The organism is Streptomyces sp. NPDC059787, from assembly GCF_042732315.1.
Classification (GTDB): Bacteria; Actinomycetota; Actinomycetes; order Streptomycetales; family Streptomycetaceae; genus Streptomyces; species Streptomyces atrovirens.
Genome location: NZ_JBHWHX010000047.1, coordinates 26,713 through 48,364 on the forward strand (window position 1 = coordinate 26,713; position 21,652 = coordinate 48,364).

Annotated in this window: 23 protein-coding genes and 5 pseudogenes; 15 read left to right on the forward strand and 13 right to left on the reverse strand. The window is 69.1% G+C overall.

All coding sequences use genetic code 11. The features are described from left to right. Window positions 1–16: 16 nt before the first annotated feature. Complete coding sequence (locus tag ACFV5H_RS31325) at window positions 17–265, forward strand: hypothetical protein (RefSeq protein WP_385198292.1); 249 nt, start codon at window positions 17–19, stop codon at window positions 263–265. A gap of 84 nt (window positions 266–349) precedes the next feature. Here ACFV5H_RS31325 and ACFV5H_RS31330 read toward each other — a convergent pair whose 3' ends face one another. Next, window positions 350–985: a helix-turn-helix domain-containing protein gene (locus ACFV5H_RS31330; RefSeq protein WP_385198293.1), complete on the reverse strand. Its 636-nt coding sequence runs from the start codon at window positions 983–985 to the stop codon at window positions 350–352. Between the two features lie 125 nt (window positions 986–1,110). On the opposite strand from ACFV5H_RS31330, the gene ACFV5H_RS31335 reads away from it, so the two are divergent. From ACFV5H_RS31335 to ACFV5H_RS31355, 5 genes and pseudogenes are all read left to right on the forward strand, one after another. Beyond that, window positions 1,111–2,499: an MFS transporter gene (locus ACFV5H_RS31335; protein ID WP_385198295.1), complete on the forward strand. Its 1,389-nt coding sequence runs from the start codon at window positions 1,111–1,113 to the stop codon at window positions 2,497–2,499. A gap of 5 nt (window positions 2,500–2,504) precedes the next feature. Beyond that, window positions 2,505–2,771: pseudogene (locus tag ACFV5H_RS31340) on the forward strand (helix-turn-helix domain-containing protein); the annotation flags it as partial. Between the two features lie 163 nt (window positions 2,772–2,934). Then, window positions 2,935–3,475: pseudogene (locus tag ACFV5H_RS31345) on the forward strand (peptidylprolyl isomerase). 307 nt (window positions 3,476–3,782) lie between these two features. Further along, complete coding sequence (locus ACFV5H_RS31350; protein ID WP_385198297.1) at window positions 3,783–4,403, forward strand: SRPBCC family protein; 621 nt, start codon at window positions 3,783–3,785, stop codon at window positions 4,401–4,403. A 36-nt stretch (window positions 4,404–4,439) separates the two neighbouring features. After that, a complete protein-coding gene (locus tag ACFV5H_RS31355) occupies window positions 4,440–6,752 on the forward strand; it encodes an FdhF/YdeP family oxidoreductase (RefSeq protein ID WP_385198299.1) in 2,313 nt (770 codons plus the stop codon). Window positions 6,753–6,833: 81 nt separating this feature from the next. Here ACFV5H_RS31355 and ACFV5H_RS31360 read toward each other — a convergent pair whose 3' ends face one another. Continuing rightward, the gene (locus ACFV5H_RS31360; RefSeq protein ID WP_385198300.1) at window positions 6,834–7,025 is read right to left on the reverse strand and encodes a hypothetical protein; all 192 of its coding nucleotides are present in this window, start codon (window positions 7,023–7,025) and stop codon (window positions 6,834–6,836) included. A gap of 172 nt (window positions 7,026–7,197) precedes the next feature. Next, complete coding sequence (locus ACFV5H_RS31365) at window positions 7,198–7,830, reverse strand: TetR/AcrR family transcriptional regulator (protein ID WP_385198302.1); 633 nt, start codon at window positions 7,828–7,830, stop codon at window positions 7,198–7,200. Between the two features lie 157 nt (window positions 7,831–7,987). On the opposite strand from ACFV5H_RS31365, the gene ACFV5H_RS31370 reads away from it, so the two are divergent. Further along, window positions 7,988–8,824, forward strand: coding sequence for an SDR family NAD(P)-dependent oxidoreductase (locus ACFV5H_RS31370; protein WP_385198304.1), 837 nt, complete (start codon window positions 7,988–7,990; stop codon window positions 8,822–8,824). Between the two features lie 45 nt (window positions 8,825–8,869). On the opposite strand, the gene ACFV5H_RS31375 is transcribed toward ACFV5H_RS31370, so the two are convergent. Continuing rightward, on the reverse strand, window positions 8,870–9,004 hold the full coding sequence (locus ACFV5H_RS31375) for a hypothetical protein (RefSeq protein WP_385198306.1): 135 nt from the start codon (window positions 9,002–9,004) through the stop codon (window positions 8,870–8,872). Between the two features lie 67 nt (window positions 9,005–9,071). Here ACFV5H_RS31375 and ACFV5H_RS31380 point away from each other — a divergent pair. Then, a protein-coding gene (locus ACFV5H_RS31380; RefSeq protein WP_385198308.1) for an IS5 family transposase occupies window positions 9,072–9,916 on the forward strand; the annotation gives its coding sequence in 2 pieces (ribosomal slippage) (window positions 9,072–9,428 and window positions 9,431–9,916; 843 coding nt in all). A 9-nt stretch (window positions 9,917–9,925) separates the two neighbouring features. On the opposite strand, the gene ACFV5H_RS31385 is transcribed toward ACFV5H_RS31380, so the two are convergent. The 4 genes and pseudogenes from ACFV5H_RS31385 to ACFV5H_RS31400 all read right to left on the reverse strand — a co-directional run. Next, on the reverse strand, window positions 9,926–10,216 hold the full coding sequence (locus tag ACFV5H_RS31385) for a hypothetical protein (RefSeq protein ID WP_385198331.1): 291 nt from the start codon (window positions 10,214–10,216) through the stop codon (window positions 9,926–9,928). 343 nt (window positions 10,217–10,559) lie between these two features. After that, window positions 10,560–10,715, reverse strand: a pseudogene (locus tag ACFV5H_RS31390) (helix-turn-helix domain-containing protein); the annotation flags it as partial. Between the two features lie 41 nt (window positions 10,716–10,756). Next, a complete protein-coding gene (locus ACFV5H_RS31395) occupies window positions 10,757–11,650 on the reverse strand; it encodes a hypothetical protein (RefSeq protein ID WP_385198310.1) in 894 nt (297 codons plus the stop codon). A 27-nt stretch (window positions 11,651–11,677) separates the two neighbouring features. Next, window positions 11,678–12,016 (reverse strand): annotated as a pseudogene (locus ACFV5H_RS31400) (sulfite exporter TauE/SafE family protein); the annotation flags it as partial. An 835-nt stretch (window positions 12,017–12,851) separates the two neighbouring features. Between ACFV5H_RS31400 and ACFV5H_RS31405 the strand changes: the two are divergent. Beyond that, a pseudogene (locus ACFV5H_RS31405) lies at window positions 12,852–13,484 on the forward strand (RNA-guided endonuclease InsQ/TnpB family protein); the annotation flags it as partial. 146 nt (window positions 13,485–13,630) lie between these two features. Next, window positions 13,631–14,131 (forward strand): GNAT family N-acetyltransferase, encoded by a 501-nt coding sequence (locus ACFV5H_RS31410; protein WP_385198311.1) that lies wholly within the window; start codon window positions 13,631–13,633, stop codon window positions 14,129–14,131. Here ACFV5H_RS31410 and ACFV5H_RS31415 read toward each other — a convergent pair. Next, a complete protein-coding gene (locus ACFV5H_RS31415) occupies window positions 14,035–14,529 on the reverse strand; it encodes a zinc ribbon domain-containing protein (protein ID WP_385198313.1) in 495 nt (164 codons plus the stop codon). The genes ACFV5H_RS31410 and ACFV5H_RS31415 overlap by 97 nt on opposite strands. Here ACFV5H_RS31415 and ACFV5H_RS31420 point away from each other — a divergent pair. Next, the gene (locus ACFV5H_RS31420; RefSeq protein ID WP_385198333.1) at window positions 14,465–15,229 is read left to right on the forward strand and encodes a hypothetical protein; all 765 of its coding nucleotides are present in this window, start codon (window positions 14,465–14,467) and stop codon (window positions 15,227–15,229) included. The two genes, ACFV5H_RS31415 and ACFV5H_RS31420, sit on opposite strands and share 65 nt — an antisense overlap. Before the next feature lie 88 nt (window positions 15,230–15,317). Here ACFV5H_RS31420 and ACFV5H_RS31425 read toward each other — a convergent pair whose 3' ends face one another. Beyond that, window positions 15,318–16,193 carry a VOC family protein gene (locus ACFV5H_RS31425; RefSeq protein ID WP_385198315.1) on the reverse strand — a complete coding sequence of 292 codons (876 nt, stop codon included), beginning with the start codon at window positions 16,191–16,193 and terminating at the stop codon, window positions 15,318–15,320. Window positions 16,194–16,278: 85 nt separating this feature from the next. On the opposite strand from ACFV5H_RS31425, the gene ACFV5H_RS31430 reads away from it, so the two are divergent. Continuing rightward, window positions 16,279–17,229 carry an Lrp/AsnC family transcriptional regulator gene (locus tag ACFV5H_RS31430; protein ID WP_385198317.1) on the forward strand — a complete coding sequence of 317 codons (951 nt, stop codon included), beginning with the start codon at window positions 16,279–16,281 and terminating at the stop codon, window positions 17,227–17,229. 648 nt (window positions 17,230–17,877) lie between these two features. Here ACFV5H_RS31430 and ACFV5H_RS31435 read toward each other — a convergent pair. Further along, entirely contained in the window at window positions 17,878–18,324 is a 447-nt protein-coding gene (locus tag ACFV5H_RS31435; protein WP_385198318.1) for an SRPBCC family protein, read from the reverse strand. Window positions 18,325–19,208: 884 nt separating this feature from the next. Between ACFV5H_RS31435 and ACFV5H_RS31440 the strand changes: the two genes are divergently transcribed. Further along, entirely contained in the window at window positions 19,209–19,556 is a 348-nt protein-coding gene (locus ACFV5H_RS31440) for a VOC family protein (RefSeq protein WP_385198319.1), read from the forward strand. On the opposite strand, the gene ACFV5H_RS31445 is transcribed toward ACFV5H_RS31440, so the two are convergent. Further along, window positions 19,551–19,835, reverse strand: a complete 285-nt coding sequence (locus ACFV5H_RS31445; RefSeq protein WP_385198321.1) for a sigma factor-like helix-turn-helix DNA-binding protein — start codon at window positions 19,833–19,835, stop codon at window positions 19,551–19,553. The two genes, ACFV5H_RS31440 and ACFV5H_RS31445, sit on opposite strands and share 6 nt — an antisense overlap. Before the next feature lie 65 nt (window positions 19,836–19,900). On the opposite strand from ACFV5H_RS31445, the gene map reads away from it, so the two are divergent. Then, entirely contained in the window at window positions 19,901–20,677 is a 777-nt protein-coding gene (gene map / locus ACFV5H_RS31450) for a type I methionyl aminopeptidase (RefSeq protein ID WP_385198322.1), read from the forward strand. 80 nt (window positions 20,678–20,757) lie between these two features. Here map and ACFV5H_RS31455 read toward each other — a convergent pair whose 3' ends face one another. Continuing rightward, the gene (locus tag ACFV5H_RS31455) at window positions 20,758–21,132 is read right to left on the reverse strand and encodes a winged helix-turn-helix transcriptional regulator (RefSeq protein ID WP_385198324.1); all 375 of its coding nucleotides are present in this window, start codon (window positions 21,130–21,132) and stop codon (window positions 20,758–20,760) included. A gap of 77 nt (window positions 21,133–21,209) precedes the next feature. Between ACFV5H_RS31455 and ACFV5H_RS31460 the strand changes: the two genes are divergently transcribed. Beyond that, a complete protein-coding gene (locus ACFV5H_RS31460) occupies window positions 21,210–21,620 on the forward strand; it encodes a RidA family protein (RefSeq protein ID WP_385198326.1) in 411 nt (136 codons plus the stop codon). The last annotated feature ends 32 nt before the right edge of the window (window positions 21,621–21,652 follow it).

The window sequence follows — 21,652 nt, forward strand, 5'->3', positions numbered from 1 at the left end:
GGGTGCGGTGGCCTGCGTGTTCGGCCAGTTGCCAGCCGTTTTTGCGGCCGACCGGGCCGAGCAGGGCGCGGACGTAGTCACGCATGCGGCGTCGCAGGTCGGCACGGCCGAAACGGTGGCCGATGCGCAGGAAGAGGTCGTCGAGTTCACGGTCCCAGGTCGCGTCGGCAAGGTCGTCGATCACGCGGGAAGGCTGCCCTCGTCACTGCGCAGACAGTTCTCGATGTCATTCGTCGGAGGGGCGGTCCGGCAAGACCGCCCCTGACGTGCCAGCAGCCAACTACACTCCCGACGATGCCTCTGACCAGGCCAGACAGCGAAACGCCGCTGGAGTACTAGGTGTTGCGGGTCATGACGTTGTTGACGGCGGGTTCGGGGCGGTCGGCGGGGCGGGATCGGTTGTGGACGGTCTGGCGCGGACGATGGCCTGGTCTCCTCGTGGACCGAACAGGTGCAGGATCTCCACGGCGCTCGTGTCCGCGGGGCCGAACCAGTGTGGCTCGGCGGTGTCGAACTCGGCCACTTCGCCGGGCCGCAGCGTGAAGTCCTGCGCACCGAGGATGAGGCGTAGCCGACCGGCGAGGACGTAGAGCCATTCGTAGCCCTCGTGGGTGACCAGTTCCGGCCGGCGGGGTGCCAGTACCTGCTTGAAGACCTGCACTCGGCCCGGGTACTGCGTCAGGGGCACGAGGACGCTCCCACGCTCCTTGTGCAAGGGCCGGAGGTGCACCCGGGGGTCACCGCTGGCCGGGGCCGCCACCAGCTGGTCGAGTGCGACGTGGTGCGCCCGTGCCAGGGGGATGAGCAGGTCCAGAGTCGGGCGCCGCCTGCCCGATTCCACCCGGGACAGTGTGCTGACCGAGATCCCGGTCGTGGCCGCGAGCGCCTCGAGCGTGAGTCCCCGTTCCCGGCGCAGCCTGCGCAGCCGGGGCCCGATGCCATCGAGGATCTGCTCCAGCTCCGCGTCCCCGGATTCTGTGTTCATGGATCCAGTTTTGCAGTGTTCGCAAGATTGCTGGGCTGCGGCCGTCGCCCGGGCCGAACCTTGCCGAGCACTGTTCCCGGACATCAGAGGTAGACGTGACCGCGACGACACACCCTGTTCGACCCATGCTGAGTGCGCGCAGACGCTGGACGGTACTGGCCGTCTGCTGCCTGAGCATGTTCCTGGTGGGCCTGGACACCACCATCGTCAATGTGGGGCTGCCGGCCATCGGGCGCGGCCTGGATGTCGACACGCGCGGTCTCGAATGGATCGTGGACGCCTACACCCTCGTCCTGGCCAGTCTCCTGATCTCCTCCGGCGCACTGGCGGATCGCTTCGGACGCCGCCGGGTGTTCCAGTGCGGGCTGGCCGTGTTCGGCGCGGCCTCACTGGTCTGCGCGCTCGCCCCGTCGGCCGGCGTACTCATCGCGGCCCGCGCCCTGCAGGGCATCGGCGCCTCGATGCTCAGCCCCGTGGCGCTCGCGATCGTGGTGAACGCGATGCCCGACCCGAAGGAACGGGCGCAGGCGATCGGCATCTGGGCGTCGGTGTTCGGACTGAGCATGGCCGCCGGACCCGTCACGGGCGGCGCGCTGCTCGCGGGGCTCGACTGGCGGGCGCTGTTCTGGATCAACGCACCCGTCATCGCGGCCGCTCTGCTGCTCAGTGCGGTGTTCGTGCCGGAGTCCCGGGCACCGCGGGCCCGCCGGCTCGACCTGCCCGGCCAGGTCCTGCTGACCATGGTCCTCGCCGTCGTGGTCGGCGTCCTGATCGAAGGGCCGCGCATCGGCTGGACGTCGCCTGCGGCACTGGCGGGATACGCAGGGGCAGCCGTGGCGACAGCCGGATTCGTGTGGGTCGAGTCCCGCCGACGTGAGCCGCTCATGGATCTGCGACTCTTCGGGCGCCCGGTCTTCAGCGGTGCCGTCGTGGGCGCGGTGGCGGTCTTCGTCGCCCTGAACATGACACTCCTGTTGAACACCCTCTACCTGCAGCACACCCGGGAATGGACACCGCTGGCCGCCGGCATGGCGACCTTGCCCCTGGCCGTCGGAGCGACCGTCTGCGCCCCCTGGTCCGGCCGCATGGTCGGCCGCACGGGACCGCGGCTGCCGCTGCTCCTTGCCGGCGGTTTCATCACGGCCGGCGCTCTCTGCCTGGTCCGGCTCACCCCGCACACGAGCGTGCTCCTGCTTCTGGCCGCATACTCGCTCATCGGCATCGGGTTCGGCTTCGCCAACGCCCCGATCACCAACACCGCGGTCAACGGACTGCCACCCGCCCGTGCCGGCGTAGCCGGGGCGATCACCTCCACCGCACGGCAACTCGGGGCCGCCCTCGGCATCGCTCTCGCCGGCGGCCTGGTCACGGCCGCCGGCCCGACGGGGCTCGCGCACGCGTCCCGCCCGGGCTGGATCCTGGTCGCCACCTGTGGCGTACTGCTCTTCCTCGTCGCCCACGTATCACGGCCGAAGGAGGTCACCACGGGCCCCGCCTCCCCACAAGCGCGGTGAGCCACGTGACTCACCGCAACGCGCCGTTGTCCGCTGAAGGGCGCCGCCGCCTCGTCGAGCGCTGCAGGACTCGCCCCATTGCTCACGTCGCCGCTGAGACGGGAATCTCCCGGGCCTGTGCCTCGACGTGGGTGAACCGCTACCGCAGATTCGGCGAGATCGGGCTCTTGGACCGCTCCTCGACGCCACGACACCAGCCGACGGCCGTCCCGGACGAAGCAGTAGCCCGGGTCGATGTCCTCCGACGCGCCCACAAGTGGTCGGCAGCCCGCCATTGCGGCCTGGTCGCTTGCCACCGCAGCTGAACCGCTGTGGCCTGCTCGCCGGGGGTTTTGACCGTCATCCGAACAGGTGAGATGCCGAGCTGCCGCATCGGACCCATCGATCCGGTGGGAAAACTGACTGGGCCCATACCCCGGACACCGAAGGACCGTCATGGCGGAAGAGCTCTACGCGACGTCGAAGACCGACAAGGGCGACATCCCGATCCGGCTGCTGCCCGATCACGCCCCCAAGACGGTGAAGAACTTCGTGGAGCTCGCCACGGGTGAACGCCAGTGGATCGACCCGAACACCGGGCAGCCGAGCAACACTCCCCTGTACGACGGGACGGTGTTCCACCGGGTCATCCAGGGGTTCATGATCCAGGGCGGCGAACACCTGGGTACCGGAGAGGGCGGCCCGGGGGTACAAGTTCGCCGACGGGATCCGCCCCGACCTCTCGTTCACCGAGCCCTACCTGCTCGCCATGGCCAACGCAGGCCCGGGCACCGACGGCTCCCAGTTCTTCATCACTCTCGGGTCCGCCACCTGGCTCACCGGCAAGCACACCGTCTTCGGCGAGGTCTCCGACTCTGCAGGCCAGAGGGTCGTTGACGCCATCGGTGCGGAGGAGACCGGGGCCAAGGACCGGCCGCTGGACGACGCGGTCATCGAGAAAGTTCTCATCGAGACCCGCCGGCCATCGCGCAGCTGATGCACCCCGCTCGGACATGTGCCCGCACCGGCCCCGGTGCGGGCACATCCGACATGATCGGCCGGACAGGGCCTGATCGTCGCCGACGCACACGCCGATTTCCCGCACGGCGACGTCGGGCAAGGTCACTGCGGATCAGCCGTCGCAGAACGGCCCCGGGACAGGCCCACCCCTCTCGCAGGCGAAACCGCGCAACACGGGCAGCGCGGTGACTCGAAGCACGCGATGTGGGAACTGGATGAGAAGCCCTGACGCATAAGGGAGGACCGGGTGCCCGCCCGGCTCCCCGACCGGAGGAGAGACCACGGTGGCGCAGAAAGACGACACCCAGGAGGCCGCGCCGTACACCCCGGAAACGCGCACTGACGGAGATGGGGGCACGCGGCGCCGACCGCTGCGGGAGCGGCACGTCGAGGAGACGGTCGAGGTCGCCGTGCCGGTACGGACGGCGTACAACCAGTGGACGCAGTTCAAGACCTTCCCCCGTTTCTCGACCACGGTGCATGACGTCGAGCAGGTCAGGCCTGCCGTGACAGTCTGGACCATCGGCTACGGGCCCCTGCGCCACCGCTTCGCGGTCGAGACCGTGGAGCAGGACCCCGACGCGTACCTGGCCTGGCGCGGTCTCGAGCAGAACCCCTCCCACCAGGGCGAGGTCGAGTTCAGGCCGACAGGGTCCGGCGGCACCGCGATCACCGTCCGGATGCTCCTGACACCGCGGGGAGCCGCGAGGATCCTCACCCGCTCGTCCAGGGTCACCCGGCTGACCGCCGGGCTGGTGCGCGGGGAACTGATGAACTTCAAGCAGTTCATCGAGGGACTGGGACAGGAGGGCGGGGCCTGGCGCGGCACCATCCGCAACGGCCGTGTGCAGCACGAGCACCCGGAACCGCCCAGGAGCCGCGTGGCCCAGTGGCCGGTCGGTTGACCGGCGTGCCACACACGGCAAGAGAAAGGCGAACCGATGCAGAACCCGCCCGGCGAGGAGCCGGAGACCATCCTCTCCGTGACACCACCGAAGAAGTGGGCGGCCGGAGTCCCCGCGGTCGTGCACGCCCTGGAGTACTCCCTTGAGCAGACGTCCCCACGCAAGACCGGGGTGGACCTGCTGACCATGAACCAGGTGGGCGGAATCGACTGCCCCGGCTGCGCGTGGGCGGACCCGGCCCCGGGCCGGCGTCATCGCAACGAGTACTGCGAGAACGGCGCCAAGCACATCAATGACGAGGCCACCACGCGCCGGATCACCGCTGACTTCTTCCGTGAGCACAGCGTCGCCGACCTCGCCGCCCGCTCCGACATGTGGCTCAACCAGCAGGGGCGGCTCACCGAACCGATGATCAAGCGGCCCGGCGGCGAGCATTACGAGCCCATCAGCTGGAACGACGCCCTGAGCGTCCTCGCGCGGGAACTCCAGGCACTGGCCTCCCCCGACGAGGCCGTGTTCTACACCTCCGGCCGCGCCAGCAACGAGGCCGCCTTCGTCCTGCAGCTCCTGGCCCGCGCCTACGGCACCAACAACCTGCCCGACTGCAGCAACATGTGCCACGAATCCAGCGGCTTCGCCCTGAGCGAGACGCTGGGCACCGGCAAGGGCACCGTCAGCCTCGATGACCTCCACCACGCCGGCCTGATCTTCCTGGTCGGGCAGAACCCGGGTACCAACCACCCGCGCCAGCTCACGGCGCTGGAGGAGGCCAAGCGCAACGGTGCCCGGATCGTGGCGGTCAACCCGCTGCCGGAGGCCGGACTGCGGCGCTTCAAGAACCCGCAGAAACCGAGCGGGATCGTCGGACGCGGCACCCAGATCGCCGACCGCTTCCTTCACATCAAGCCCGGCGGCGACCTCGCCCTGTTCCAGGCCCTCAACCGCCTGCTGCTGGAGGCCGAGGACGCCCGGCCCGGCACCGTCCTGGACCACGACTTCATCGACGCCCACACCACCGGCTTCGAGGAATTCGCCCAGCACGCCCGCACCGTCGACTGGGACGACGTGCGCACGGCGACCGGACTGACCCGCGAGGAGATCGAGAAGGTTCGCGACGAGGTCCTGCGGAGCGAACGCGTCATCGTCTGCTGGGCCATGGGCATCACCCAGCACAAGCACGGCGTGCCCACCATCCGGGAGATCGTCAACTTCCTGATGCTGCGCGGCAACCTGGGGCGCGCCGGCACCGGCGCCTGCCCGGTGCGCGGTCACAGCAATGTCCAGGGCGACCGCACCATGGGTATCTGGGAGCAGATGCCGGACACCTTCCTCGATGCGCTGCAGGAGGAGTTCGGCTTCGACCCGCCGCGCCCGCACGGCCTGGACTCGGTGAACGCGATCAAGGCGATGCGCGAGGGCGGCGTCAAGGTCTTCCTCGCCCTGGCCGGCAACTTCGTCCGTGCCGCTCCCGACAGCGAGGCCACCGAGGAGGCGATGCGCTCGTGCCGGCTGACCGCCCATATCTCCACCAAGCTCAACCGTTCGCACACGGTCTGTGGCGACACCGCGTTGATCCTGCCGACCCTGGGGCGCACCGAGCGTGACGTGCAGGCGGACGGCGAGCAGTTCGTCACCGTGGAGAACTCCATGAGTGAGGTGCACACCTCCCAGGGGCGCCTCGAACCGGCCTCCCCGCTGCTACTCAGTGAAGTCGCCATCCTGTGCCGGCTCGCCCGCCGCACCCTGGACGGCAAGGCGGACATCCCCTGGCATGAGTTCGAGGGTGACTACGGCACCATCCGCGACCGCATCTCCCGCGTCGTGCCGGGCTTCCACGATTTCAACGCACGGGTGACCCGCCCCGGGGGCTTCCAACTGCCGAACCCGGTCAACGAGGGCGTCTTCAACAACAAGGTCGGCAAGGCCCTGTTCACCTGCAATGAGCGGGTGGTCCCCCGAGCACCCGAAGGTCACCTGCTGCTGCAGACGCTGCGCTCGCACGACCAGTGGAACACCGTCCCCTACACCAACAACGACCGCTACCGCGGCATCCACGGCAGTCGCCACGTCGTACTCGTCAACCCGGCCGACCTGACCGAACTCGGCCTCGTCCAGGGCGATCGCGTTGACGTGGTGAGCGTCTGGGCGGACGGCACCGAGCGCCGGGCGGAGAACTTCGAAATCGTGTCCTATCCGGCCGCCAAGGGCTCGGCCGCAGCCTACTACCCGGAGACGAACGTCCTGGTGCCGCTGGACAGCGTCGCCGACATCAGCAACCAGCCCACGTCGAAGGGTCTCGTCGTCCGCCTCGAACCCACCCTCGGCCGGGCACGGCCCAGGCCCGCCTGACCGGCGGCACGTTGGCGACGGGGCCCGTGACGACAGCGGGCCCCGTCGCTGTCTGTCAGCTCATCTCGACCTGCCGCGAGATCAACGATCAAAGTGATCATGATCGGGCTCGTACGCGGGGTCCGCCACGAACCGGCTCAGCCGGTAGGTGGTCGGCAGCGTCAGGCGGCCGCACAGCGTGTCGATCCGGATCACCGACCCGTCGACTCGTGCCTCCCGAAGGCGGCACAGCTGCGCGCGCAGCTCCGCCCCGTCCCGAGTCTCGAAGATCACTTCCCACCGTCCCCTGTCCGGTGCAGTGCGAGCAGCAGGCCGCTGCCTCTCTGTCTCTTGTCGCCGCCTTCGTCTCCTCTGTCCTGGCACCGGCCCAGAGTCGCTGGCCGGGATCAGGACGGCAAGGCAATGGAGGCCTCGGACGGTGTGCAACCGCTGCGGAACGGCGCGGTCAGCCGATGCCGTCGGAAGTGGGCAGTGGTGTCTGGTCCGGGTGGGCGCGGAGTCCGTCGAGGACAATCCTCAGGTAGCGTCGCCACACATCGGAGGGGCCGGGAAGGGCCATGACCGCGTCGATCATCGCGGCGATCGGTGCGATGTCGGCCTCGGTGACACCGTCGCGCAGCGCGCCTTGCGCACGGGCCCGAGCCACCAGGCCCTCGCAGTACGAGGCGATCTCCCGCCGTGCCTGGGCGAGGCCGGCGCCCTCCACGGTGTCGTGACGCATCAACTCGCGCAACCCGCGGTTGCAGGCTGCCCGCTCCAGGGCTCTCTCGAGGAAGCCGGACAGGGCGGCGAAGGCGTCGTCCTCGACGAGGGCCTGCCTCGCCATCACCGCGATCTCGCCGAGTTCTTCGGCGAAGACGCACTCCGCGAGCGCCTGTTTGTCGGGGAATTTCCGGTAGACGGTGCCGACTCCGAGACCGGCGTGATGCGCGACGTCATTGAGCGTGGCCTGAAGCCCACGCGCGGCGAAGACCTCGCGTCCGGCTTGCAGGATGCGCCGGCGGTTCAGCTCGGCGTCCCGCCGCAGCGGACGCGCGCCTGCCGCGACAGGGTCCCGTCCTTCCTTCTGCGTGGCCATTGCCGCTCCTTCCGTCGACGGGGCTGCGCCACAACCGGATAGATGTTATCCGGTTCATGGTACGGTCCCCACGTAAGCGGATATGGCGTATCCGCATGGTGCGGGGGCGCCTTTCCTCACCCGGGCCGGACAGCTCGGAGGAGAAGGAGAACCAGGGATGCAGACCGTGGTCATCACCGGAGGAACCGACGGGCTCGGCAAAGGGCTCGCACTGCGCTACCTGCGCCAGGGAGCGCGCGTACTCGCCGTCGGCAGCACGCCCGCCAAAGGCAGAATCCTCCTGGCAGAGGCGGCAGCCGCCGGCGCCGCCGACCGAGTCACGTTTCTACGGACCGACCTGACCTCGGTCTCGGCGACTAGGGAGCTCGTCGACGAGATCCAGAGCACCTGCGCCTCAGTGGACAGACTCGTCCTGTGCGCTCAGCGCTACCGGCTCTTCGGCGCTCGCACCGTCACCGGCGAGGGCTTCGAGCACAGCTTCGCTCTCGCCTACCTGAGCCGGTACGTCCTCAGCCACGGCCTGCGCAAGGCGCTGGAAACCGCGTCGCGACCCGTCATCATGAACGTCGGCACCCCCGGCGTTCCCCTGGGGCGCATTCACTGGGACGACCCGCAACTGACGCGTAACTACAGCGGTTTCAAGGCCACCTTGCAGTCCTTCCGCGCCAACGACTTGCTCGGCGCGGCCTTCGCCGCCTTGCACGCCGGCACCCCGATCCACTACATCGGCTACAACCCCGGCGTGGTGTCCACCGGCATGCCCGACCACCTCCCGCAGCCGCTGCGCACCCTCACCAAGGCGTCCTTCACCGTGCTCGCGGCCTCCGTACCGAAGGCCGTCGACCCGATGGCCCGTCTACTCGACCAGCCTCCGGCCGAACCCTTCACCGCCTACCGCACCACCCGCCGGCTGTCCCTGAAGGTCCCCGCATTCGACCAGGACGACGCACTGCGTCTGCACCGCCTCACACAGGACCTGATCAGCGCCGTGTGACATCGCGGATACTTCCGTCGGTGCCCCGTACGCCGGAATGGCGGTTCATAGCCGTCGTGAGGGCAGCGGGCCCTGGGAGACGCGGGTGAGGCTGCTCATCAGCCGGGGGAATTCCGTTCGCCGGCACTCGGCCAGATCCGCCCGGCCGGTCTCGTCGTGGAGTTCCATGAGTGCTCCCAAGGTGCGTTCCTGCCACTGCCGGTCCCCTGGGCCATTTCCTTCAGATCATCCGATCGTTGGTTGATGCGTGTCGTTGACTGACGCCCAGTGGGCGAGGATCCAGCCGTTGCCTCCGGACCGGACGCCGAAGCGGGGTGGGCGCCGGCATGATCACCGGCAGGTGATCGGCGCGATCGCGTTCAAGTACCGCACCGGGACACCGTGGATGGACCTGCCCGAACATTTCGGCTCGTGGAAAGGCGCCCACAACCGGCTGCGGAAGTGGGCCGCCGACGGGACCTGGGAGAAGGTCTCCACCGCCCTGCTCGCCCAGGCCGACGCCGAAGGCGACCTCGGCTGGGTCGTTGCGGTCGACTCCACCATTGTCCGAGCCCACCAGCACGCCGCCGGGGCCCGTCAAAAGGGGCCTCGGCGGGCGAGCCGGACCACCGTGCCCTCGGCCGGTCCCGCGGCGGACCGACCACCAAGATCCACCTCGCCGCCGACAGCCGCTGCCGGCCCCTCGCGTTCGCCCTCACGCCAGGCCAGGCAGGCGACGCACCGGCGTTCACCGAGGTCATGGCCCGCTTACGGGTTCCCAGGCCGACCGATCGGACCAGGACTGCACCGGACGTGGTCCTGGCCGACAAGGCGTACTCGTCCCGCGCGATCCGAACCCATCTCCGCAGGCGCGGAATCCGGGCGGTGATCCCGCAGCCCGCCGACCAGGCCGCGAACCGCAAGCGCCTCGGCAGTCGCGGCGGCAGACCGCCCGCCTTCGATCGCGACGCCTACAAACAGCGCAACACGGTCGAGCGGTGCATCAACAAGCTCAAGCAGTGGCCCGGCCTTGCCACCCGATACGACAAGACCGCCACCATCTGCCCGGCTGCACTCCACATCGCTGGAATCCTCATCCGGTCAACGGCGTGATTCGACGCCTCAGGCCGCCGCTTGAACCATCGCCAAGGTCAGGGCGATACCGGCCGTTGCACCCGACACCAGAGCGGTGACAGCCGCCGTCCGGCCGATACCCTGCTCGAACGGGACACTCGGCACAATTTTGTGGAGCACCGGCGCCACCACCGCGATGAGACCGAAGCCGACGCCAAGGCGCCAGTACGTCCCGCCCGAGCACGAAGCATGAAAGCGGCCTCCGCAACCACTCGGTTCCACGGCAAAGCCCGTCACGACGAGGAACAACGCGCTGGCATACACCGCGCCAAACAGCATGGTCGCGCCGAAGTCGACACGTCTCGCTCTGCCAGAGCTGTTGCTGTCCCCTGCCACATCGCCCCCCAGCGCGCTGAATCAAGAGTGCGGAGTCTACTGTGTCGCTGCTGCGGCCCGTCAGCGACGGAAGACCCTCTGATCCGAAGGAAATGGCCCAGCGGTCTTCGGCCGCCGGTGAAACCTCCGCTGCCGCCGGCCCGCCCAAGGGGACTCGCCCTTCGTGCTCTGCCAGGCGGCCTGACGCCTCAGGCAAGTCGTGCCGCTTCGTCACCAGCGACCCCAACCCGGACAGCACGAGACCGAGTCGGTACAGGCTCGCCTCTCGTTCCGGCAAGCCCAGCCGCGTCAGTTCGCGGCATGGACGGAACGTCGTCGTCATGGGCAACCCGGTCTGTACCGCCAGTTCCGCCAGTCGGAAAACATCTCCTTCATAGCGGTAGCAGTTGAGGATACTGATCGCCTTGTCGAGCAGGCTGCTCGGAGAACCGTGCTGCTCCATGTCCCTCCCCTCGATCGATCGCTGGGATCACGCGTCGGTCTTCACATGGCCGTGCCGGGCCCCTGGCTGGAAGCCCGGCACAGTTCGTGCCCGCTGCACGACGGCTGAGGTCTGTGCAGCGAACGGTGGACGTAGCCGTGTTCGTGGCAGTGGTCGAGTACGGCGGCGGGCGCGGTGCGGCAGACGGCGCGCGTCCACCCGGCCACCTTGCGGGAGATGCCGGGTTTTCTGCTGAGTACCGAGTACAGGTGGCCTTTCAGTTCCTCGTTGTACGGACGCAGTGAGGTGGCTGGACAGCCGGGACTCGTCGTCTGCGGAGCGTCGGCGGTTCGGGCCGGCCGGTGGGAGGGCGACTCGGTGACGGTTGTGCCTGCCTGACGGGTCCGCGCGGCTCGCAGCCACCGCGTTTCGGTGTGCTCGGCCACGTCCAGCAGCCTGACCACAGCACGCGGCGGCCACCACGTGCGCCGCGCTCCGTCCCGGGTCTGCTCCACGAGCATCCGCCGCCAGTCGATCCCCGCCAGATGGCAGGGACGGCCGTCAGCCCGCTCGGGTTCGTCCGGTTCCTGCAGTTCCCGGGCGATGCGGCGGCGCCATCGCAGCAGCGTCCCCTCAAGGTGCTCCTGCTTCGCCCCGTCACGGAACGGGCCGATGCGGACCAGGTCCCGGCGGTCCGTCTCCACCGCGTTCAGCTCCGCTGCCGCCCGGCACACCTCGGCCTCCACAACACCCCACCGGCCGCCGCCGGCCTTCACCGTCGCCACCACACAGCCGCCGAGCAGGACGTAGCCCGCCTGAGCATGAGCAGGAGAGCCGGTGAACGCCGCAGAAGCCGTCGGCACGGCGCTTCCTGCCGTCAAGCCGGCCCACAGAGCGTCCGCGGCGCCCGGAGTGATCAGACCGTCCGTACGGCCCGCAGTGACACGCTCCGACATACCCACAGGCTAACGGCCGACCTCCGCAACACCGCCTGGGCCGCAGGCCAGGCCGAGCAGCCAGTCGGGGCCGATGCCGCCGCGGTGGGTCAGGGAGAGCACGGCACAGGTGGAGGCGCCGACCGGAGAGGTGGCGAAGGTGGAGGCGAGCGCGGCCGGGGCGACCAGGAGGCGGAAGACGCGGGGGCCGGGCAGGGCGAACACGCGGATGACCCCTCCGAGGACTATGCCGGGCAGAGTGCCCACCACGAGGCGGCGTACGAGTGGTCCGGCCAAGGCACCGACGCGCTGGTAGCGCAGCAGGGCGCCGGACCCCGCCACCACGTTGTAGAGCAGGTCGGTGGGTGTGACGGCCGGGCTGCCGACATCGGCGTGCACCGTTTCGCGAGCGGACCCGGCCCTCCCGCCGTATGGGCTCGCACGGCCGTGTCCGTCGGGTACGACGTGCTGACGCAGATCGCCCGCGAACGCTGAAGAGGACTCCGTACGCAGAAAATCTTGCCGAACCGCCATCCCTCGAGCGGGAACGCACGTATGTCCTGGTGAACGGTGTGAGATGAAGGGAAAGACCATGTCGCTCTTCAGCCACCTGGCACCCGCCAAGAGGCACTCCAAGGGCAGGAAAAACACGACCACCTCGAAGGGGAGGACGTCCCACCACCGCGAACACCGTCGTCGTACCTGCAGCACCGGCACGCACAAGTGACGCCGGTGCCCCCCGGCGGCTGGTGGGCACGCTCCTCCGGTCGTCGGGGGACGACGCTTGGCAAGTCGCGGTTCCGTGAACCTACGCCGTCATCCCGTCCCCAGCGCCTCCCCGGTCTCGGGGCTGCGGCGGTTGCTCTCTGTCACCGGGACTCTTGCAGAAGGCCCCGGTGTTCACGCCGGGGATGAATGCAGGGCGGCCTCAAGACATGGTGGCTGGAGTTTTCCACCGCCCAGTGTCCGCGAACGTATCCGGCCAGGTCAGCCGGGGTGGCCTGGTGGACATCCAGGCTGGTGACGGCGTGGACGGTCTCGCGTGACTGTTTGCGTCCGGTCTCCTGGCGGCGGCAGCGCACCCGCAGCGCCTGCCGGCCGTAGGGGAAGGCCGGCTCGTCCGTGGACGCGGCGAGGGTGAGCGGGATTCCCGTCGGCCGTCCGCAAGGTCAAGGGGGCGAAGAACCGGGCCAAGGCCCGCCTCGAGGTCGCACGCCGGCACGCCCGTGTGGCGGGCCGGCGCCGGGACTTCCACCACAAGGCCTCCACGCGGATCGTCCGCGACAGCCAAGCGGTACACGGGGATGACCTCGCGGTGTCCGGTCTCGGCCGTGCCCGGCCGGCCAAGTCCGTGCACGACGCGGGATGGTCCGCGTCCGTACGGACGCTGGAGTGCAAGACGGCTCGGCACGACCGCACCGTCACCAAGGTGGGCCGCGCCTTCCCGTCCTCCCGGCTCTGCCCGGCCTGCGGATTCCGCGACGGCCCCAAAGCCCTGCGCGTGCGGGAGTGGACGTGCAGGACCTGCGGCACCGTGCTCTACCGCGACCACAACGCAGCCCGCAACGTCCTGTTCGAAGGACGCCGCATCGTCGCCGCCGGACGGGCGGAGACGCCAAACGCCTGTGGAGCGCCGGCAGGACGGGCACACGTGCCCGCACGGCGCGGTGAAGCAGGAAGCCCCCGGGAGGGTCGGACGAGCCAGACCGGAGTCCCTGGATTTCGGGCCAGGGAGCACGTCAAGAGTTCCAAGGCTGCCTCAAATGAGTGCACGGCCGGCAAACGGCCGAACGGCACGGCGACCGCAGTCGTGAACGCCTTGCCCGGCTCATGCACGAGCCGTTGCCCATTGTGATGACCGAATCGTCCGATGCCTGTTCCGTGCGGCGAGGCGGAGGGGCGGGCCCTCCCGACCGGCTCATTGCCGAAACCGCCCAGTGACTGTGGATCATGAACGGCGCCGGTGACGTCACTCCCACCCGCCGCACGGGCCCCTCTCGAATGCGTAATACTCTCTGTGTGATTCCGAGCATTACACCCACGCCTGGTGCGACCATCGTACGACAGGCTGTCGCCCAGGACGCCAAACGGCTCACGCGGCTCGTGCGCGGCTCGCGCGCGTACGAGGGCCCATACGCGGCGATGGTCGCGGGCTACCGCGTCGGTCCCGACTACATCGAGGCCCACCGCGTCTTCGTGGCCACCGACACCGATGATCCCGCGGGCCGGGTGCTCGGTTTCTACTCGCTGGTCCTCGCGCCGCCGGAGCTGGACCTGCTCTTCGTCGCCGACGGATCGCAGCGCCGCGGCATCGGGCGGCTGCTCGTCGAGCACATGAAGTCCCAGGCGCATGCGGCAGGGCTGGACCGTGTCCGCGTCGTGTCGCATCCTCCGGCCGAGGGGTTCTACCGAAGTGTGGGCGCGCTGCTCACCGGGACCGTCTCCGCGAACCCGCCCGCGGTGGCGTGGGACAGGCCCGAGCTGGAGTTCTCGATCCCGTGACGCCACCCGCGATCAAAGTCGCGGGCTTCCCTCGGTGGTGGCCAAGCCTCCGTGCAGAGCACCGGCCCGGTCCTGTGCAGCACATTCAGCGCGCCCACGCGGTCGGCGTTCTCCACCAAGCCGCGCTTGACGCACTCGAACGTCGTTTGGGTGACGTGGTTCTCCTTCGGGACGTGACCGCATCCGCCGATCTCGGACGGGCACGTGCGGGAGGTGTTGCGGGCGTCCACCGGGATCACGCGGCGAGCGGCACTCTCAGCCTTCTGCGCCAGGGCTCCGAGCCCAACGCGTCGAGAAAGGCGCGGATCCCCCACGTGCGCGCCCCTGCCGGTGGTGAGGGCGACATACCAGCGGCCCTGCCGCTCGGGACCGAACGCCCGGATCTCCCGGAGCCGCACGGACTGGTCGCCGTACCTCCCGCCCGTCTTCGAGATCGTGGCGCTCCCGGAGCCGAAGAGCGCCCGGTTCGACTTCGGCGACGGCGGCCCGGAGGAGTGCGTGTCCGCCCCGATGGGCGACCTGATCACCAGCCACGTCTCCACGGGCGCGCCCTCCATCGGGGTGTACGTACAGACCGGCCTGCCGCTCCCGATCGGCCTGGGCCTCGACGCCCTGCCCGACGGTCCCACGGCGGCGGAGCGCGAGGTGGGCCGCAGCAAGGCAGTCGGCCGAGACGGCACCGTGGCCCGCGCCCTGTACGAACAGGTCGAGGAGCGGATGCCCGGCCGGACCTGGACCCTGCCCGAGCCGGCGCTCGGCTTCACCGACGACGCCGCCTACGTCGGCCGGCTGGTCCTGGCGGCCGAGGGCACGTGGGACATCGAGAGCGACAAGGACGCCGAACTCGAACACAAGCCGGCCGCATGCCTCTGGTGGAGTTCCGTACTCGCCGACCGGCTCGGCATCGACGCCCCGCGCGCCTTCGAGAACACCATGGACCGGATCGAGGCCGGGCCGCAGCGGACCTCACCCGAACCCGCATCAGACCTGCCAGGTTGCGAACCGTCTGATCCCCGGGGAGCCGAGCAGACGAAATCCCGGCGTCGGGCCGACGAGGAGCACGAGGGTACCGAGCACGGTGTCCTCCGAGGAGAGTGAAGACGTGCAAAGGAGCGGCGGCCTTCTTCACAAGGGCCGGCCGTTCGATGGCGGGACATGCGGAACGGGATGAGTTCTGCCGGGGTGTTCAGCCGCGGGTGAAGAACAGGCCGGCTCCGTACGTGTGGTGGGCGGAGACGAAGAAGCCACCACCGGTCGGCCGGGTTGCGGTGCCGCCGCTCTCGACGATCTTTCGGGCGTCATTGACGTCGTCGACCAGGACGGTCATCGCGGCCAGGTAGGAGGAGGCCGGGACGGGTTCGTCGGGTAGGACGTCACCGACGTGCGAGGCGCGGACGATCTCCAACCGTGCAGCGGCCGCCTCCAGAACGGCGACCGGGCCCTCGTACCTGGCGGTTGTCTCCATCATGCGGGTGTACCGGTTCGTGATCCCGTCGAACTCGATGTCGGCGGCCACGATCAGCACGGCGCCGAGGCCTCGAGCACCGTTCGGGTGGTTGAGATAGCGAGGCTGGTGCACATACCGGCGAGTGAGGTGTTGGGCGATCCCGACATAGCCCTCCGGGGTCGAGCGCGGATCGATGTGCACGGCGCGGGCGCGCACCGTGCGCGGTCCTTCCTCCGTGTCGACGTCTCGTTCCAGTTCCAGCACTCCTGAGGTGCGCAGCCCGGCGTCCGTCAGCCGGCGGTCGGCGGTTTCGACGTCGTCGGTGTCGAGGTTGAGCAGCCGGAAGCCCTCGTACTCGTTGGCCATCGCCTTGGTGTGCCAGGGGTCGGGTGCGGATTCGTCCACGATCCCGAGCAGCTCTATGTACGACCCGCCGAACAGTGCGCACCGGTTGGCCGTGCAGCCGGGCACTGGCGGTTGGCCGGGCCGCCCGCCGAGCAGGTGCCGTGAGCGAGGACTGAGGGTGAACCCGAATGAGAGGTAAGCCTGTTCCAGCCCTTCGAGGTCACGGGTCAGGATGCCGGTGTGATGGATGCCCTGGATGTCGCGTGTCATGAGGCCGATGCTTCATCGACCGTTCGCGCCTGACCTCCAACTGCCGCCGCCACGCCGCTATCCGACACCGGCCTACACTGACCAGGTGGATTCGGTCACGCTGGACGTACTCGATCTGCGACTGCTGCACGCGCTCCAGCTCGACGGGCGCGCCCCCTTCAGCAAGATCGCCGATGTTCTCGGCGTCTCCGACCGCACCGTGGCCCGCCGCTTCGGCCGGCTCCGCAGCACAGGGATCGCCCGAGTGGCCGGCGTGCCCGACAGCCGCCGTACCGGCCACGCCGAATGGCTGGTACGTCTGCGGGGCTTGCCGTCAGCCACCGCACCGCTGGCCCGGGCTTTGGCACGCCGCCCGGACACAGCCTGGGTGACCGTTCTCTCCAGCGGTACCGAGATCGTGTGCATCTTCCGCGTCGCCGAGGAGGGAGCGGCGCCCTTGGACGGGCTTGGCCGCCTGCCACAGATCACGCAGGTCGACGCACAACGGCTGCTGCGTCCTGTGATGGACCACCGCTGGATCGGGCGGACGTCAGCACTTGCCGCGGAGCAGATCACCGCACTGCGGCCACCTCCCGCAGCGGATGCTGGTCCCTTCTGCCTGACCGAGCTCGACCGCCGTCTGCTCCCCGTCCTCGCCGCAGACGGCCGCGCCGCCTACCCGGACCTCGCACAACAGGTCGGGTGGTCTGAATCCGCGGTCCGTCGTCGCCTGGAAGAACTCCGCAGCACTGGCGTGCTCCAGTTGGACGTTGAGGTTGCCCCACGCTTATTTGGATTCTCCGTCCAATGCCTGGTATGGCTGACCGCCACCCCCGCCCAACTGGGCAGTGTCGCTCAGGCCCTGGCCGCCGACCCTGAAGCAGCCTTCGTCGGCACCACGACCGGCGTCCACAACCTCATCGCCATCGTCATCTGCCGGGACGCCAATGCCCTCCACGCCTACCTCACCGACCGCATCAGCTGTCTTAACGGCGTTGACCGCATGGAAACCGCCATGGTCACCTCCTACACCAAGCGAACGGCTCCGTCGCCGTGACGACGTCGAGGCCACGGAAGGACCCGATCCCGACGTGATTCGACGAGTCCGGACCGCTCGGGATCCGGCCCATCGCAGGCTCGGGCCGGGCCGAGCGAAACGCCCCGACCGGCTGCCCGCCGCCTGTCACCGCACGTACGGGGTGCGGTACTTCCACGGCACACCCTCTGCCTGGAGAACTCACCCACCAGATCGCCGCCGACTGGCTTGGCTACCGGCACCGCCGCTGGCCTGCCTAGCCCCCCGGCTGATCGTCAGCCCGAGATCGGCGCTCGACCCCGACCATCCGGCCGTCGGCAAGACCCTGTTCCGTGGCGACGTGCCGCCAGGACTCACCCTGGTCGGCCTGCGCCGAGGCCGCGTTCTCAACGGGGCAGCAGAAGCAGCGGACCTCCTTCCGGCTGATGAGGCTCTTCGGGATCACGGGGGAGACCAGCACGCACTATGTCACCGCCGCCCCGCACCGAGCGCACTGCGAAGCCGCCCAGGCGACGCTTCAACAGAGGCTGCCCGTCCCGCGGTTTCGCGACCGATGCCCCGTCTGTCATCGTCATGACTTGCCGTCACCACCGAATGTGCGACAGAGCCGAACGATTTACAGTCCCCCTTGTACGATCGGTGAACCGCCTCGGGTGTTCGTAAGGTGCCTCAAATGCTCACGGCGTGTTCGCGCACCGCGATCCGAGCCAGCTTCGTCAGCATCATGCCGTTGCGGACCGCGACGAAGTAGTCCACGGGGAGCCCGTGCATCCGCGTGCCGGGGCCCCGGAGGGGGTGCCAGTCGAGAGTGAAGAGGGTGTGCTCGCCCCAGGGGGTCAACTTCATGGCGATGCGAGCTGCGCCGAAGGGCCCTGCCTTCGCTTCCAGTTGCAAGTGGTGTCGTGGTTCGGAGATGCGGACGACGCAGGTGTCGTCGAGGGTCAGAGGACCGGCTCCGACGCGAACCCTCAGTCGGGCGCCTACGTCCGGCCAATGCGGGTCCACGGCGAGGATCTGCTGGGTTCCTGTCACCCACTCCCCGTAGCGGTGGCCATCGGACAGCAGGCCCCAGACTTCGGACGGCGAGCTCAGAATCAGACAGCGGTTCCGGGTCATGATCACGCTCCTGAAGGACGGGCAGCATGGAGGCACCCCCGGTCATGACGTCCCCGGGATGAGGACGTCCGGCGCAGCAGACGCTCGGCGGCCGTGAGGCCCGGCGCGGGAATCCGGTCACTCCTCGGGCCGATACACCGGGTTGCCTCTCCGGCCGTCCCACGGGCTTGGCTTCCAGCGTCACGCCGGCCACACCGCCTGCATAGTCCGACAGGTCCAGACGGGTGAGTCGCCAATCGGGGGCGAGTCCGCACCAGCCGGCATGGAGCAGCCGCAGCACACGAGACAGCCATCGCCTGGCATCAGCAATGGATACCGACAATGCCGGACGACGACGGGCCGGGCCGGCCCTACGAAGGACCATCCACCCGACGCCAACGGTGCCAACCGCAGCCGAGCGACCTCCTCATGCGGTGGCCGCACCTACCTGCGGCGCCGGACGCACCAGCCCACGACCGAAAACGCCAGTACGAACGCCCACACGGTCGTCGTCGCATCGTAGGACGGGTACACGATGGCCAAGCATGCAGGGACGGATAAAGGGCATGCTGTCCCACGCCCTGGGGCAGGCCATGTGTCGAATTTCCGCAGAGGCGCAGCTGTCCGTCCGCTTCTTCATGCATGTCGCCCGCTATGCCCGCACCGATGGCCTCACCTTCGCCCCAGGCCGGAGCCGAGCGGACTTCTTCGGAGAGCGGGCCTCCGGGGCCACGTTGCCGCAGAGGCCAAGAAGTCGTCTCATGTGGCCGACAGCCTGAGCCGACGGACTGTCGTGAGTGCTGGTCCGGTGCCGCTCCTGTGGACGTCGACGTGCTCCGCTGCCACGTGATGAGCCCCTCCTGTGGTGCGTTGACCGATGATCGAGCCTCCCTACGGTGACGGCTATGGGACATGACATTGCCCGCCTGCACCACGTCGGCCACATCGTGGAGGACATGACGCAGGCGATCAGCCTGTACGAGCGACTGGGCTTCGTCGTACCACCGCCCAGTTGTCCGGCGATGCCCCGACGTGAAGGCGCGGCGCCCGAACCCTTCGGCGCCGCCAACACCCATGCCGGCTTCGCGGGTTCCCTCCTCGAACTCGCGACCTGCGTGGAGGACGGTCGGCGTCGGGGGTGTTCGTCCTCGGGCGTGGTCCACTCTGTGTGCAGGGGGCGTCGGCGGTGCGGTGGCCGGCCGAGGCGAGCAGGTCGTCGATGGTGCGGTCGTCGCCGGGCAGCACGGTCATGAGAGGTTCTTCCCGTCGGGGTGCTCCGGGCAGCGGAGTCTGAGCAAGGTGGTGAGGCGTCGGCGGCCGGTACGCAGTCGGGACCGCACGGTGGATTTCTGGTTGCCCATCACTTCGGCGGCCTCGGCGGCGGTGAAGCCCGGGCCGTAGCGCAGCAGGATCGCGTCGCGCTGCCCCTGGCCCGGAATCGAGTTGAACGTTCTCCCCCGGGCCCGGCGCAGGAGGGCGCCGAGGCGCTGACCGCGTGCGACCTCTGCGGGGGTGAGCGGCAACCTGACCATGCCCCCGATTCCAGACCGGTATAGTTTTACCGGTATAGTTATTGGCCGCATGAGAAGAGCGTCGCATGATCGAGATTCTGAACCCCGCCCTGCTGGCCCGAGCAAAGGACTCAGGCGCCCTGGTCGCGGACATCCTGCACACGCTGAAGGGCCGCACCGCGGTCGGCACGAACCTGCTCGAGATCGACCGGTGGGCGGAGAAGATGATTGCCGAGGCGGAAGCGCAGTCCTGCTACGTCGACTACGCGCCCTCTTTCGGACGTGGCCCGTTCGGCCACTACATCTGCACGGCCGTCAACGACGCCGTGCTCCACGGGCTCCCCCATGACTACACGCTCGCCGACGGAGATCTGCTGACCCTCGATCTCGCCGTCTCCAAGGGCGGAGTCGCCGCGGACGCCGCCGTCAGCTTCATCGTCGGCGACACCAGGCCCCCGGAGAGCGTCGCGATGATCGGGACGACCGAACGCGCACTGGCCGCGGGGATCGCCGCCGCCGGGCCCGGGGCCCGCATCGGCGACCTCTCCCACGCCATCGGCACCGTCCTCAAGGAGGCGGGCTATTTGATCAACACGGAGTTCGGAGGTCATGGCATCGGATCGACCATGCACCAGGACCCGCACGTCCCGAACACCGGACGGCCCGGCCGTGGGTACAAACTGCGCCCGGGACTGCTGCTCGCCCTGGAGCCGTGGGTCATGGCGGACACCGCCCAGCTCGTCACGGATGCCGACGGGTGGACGCTTCGCAGCGCGACAGGATGCCGGACGGCACACAGCGAGCACACGATCGCCATCACCGACGACGGAGCCGAAATCCTCACCTTGCCCAAGCAGGCGTGAGGCCGGGGGCACCGTCGCGGTTGGCGGCCGCGGCACGCCGCGGGGAGGCCGGCTGCCGGCCTCTCCTGCGCGCGGTCCTTTCAGAGATGAGTTTCCTCTTCCCTCCTGTCGAAGTCCTCGCGTGCGCGTGCGATGGCGGGCATGTTCTGTGAGGCCCACGCCAGCAGCACGTCGACGGGGTACCGGAGGGTCTTGCCGAGGGGCGTGATCCGGTACACGACCGCCACAGGGCGGGTGGAGACGACCTCACGCTCGATCACCCCGTTGCGTTCGAGTCGCCGGAGTGTCGCGGTCAGCGATTTCTGCGTGACCCGAGGGACGGCCCGGCGCAGTTCGTTGAAGCGGCACGGGCGTTCGCAGAGTTCGTTGAGGACGCTGAGCGACCACTTGTCGAGGATCTGGTCGAGCAGTTCGCGGTGCGGGGCATCGATGCGGAGTTCGTCGTCGGTATCCATGGCGAAACCTGGTCTCGTTGAAGTGTCCTTCTTCCACTAGGTAGCTTACGGATACTTACTTTGGAGGAGAGAAGACCATGCCTGTTCAACACTTCACGCCGGAAGGCATGCTGCAGCCGGTCCCGTACCACCACGTCGCCGTGGGCACCGGAACGAAGCACGTCCACGTCAGCGGGCAGGTCGCGCGCCAGACCGACGGGACTCCGGTCGCGCCCGGCGACCTGGCCGGGCAGGTCGCCCAGGCGCTGCGCAACACCTCCGTCGGCCTGACAGGCGCGGGCGCGTCGTTCGCAGACGTGCTGCGCCTGACGTTCTACGTGACCCAGTGGAGCCCGGAGAAGATCAGCGACTTCATGAGCGGTGTGGAGGCCGTCGCCGACGAGATCGGACTCCGGCTTCCCATGCCGCCGGCCTCCCTCATCGGTGTCGAGTACCTCTTCGAGCCGGATGTTCTCGTCGAGGTCGAAGCGACCGCGCTCCTCGACTGATTTTTGAGGCGGTGCCGACCACCGTCGTGCCT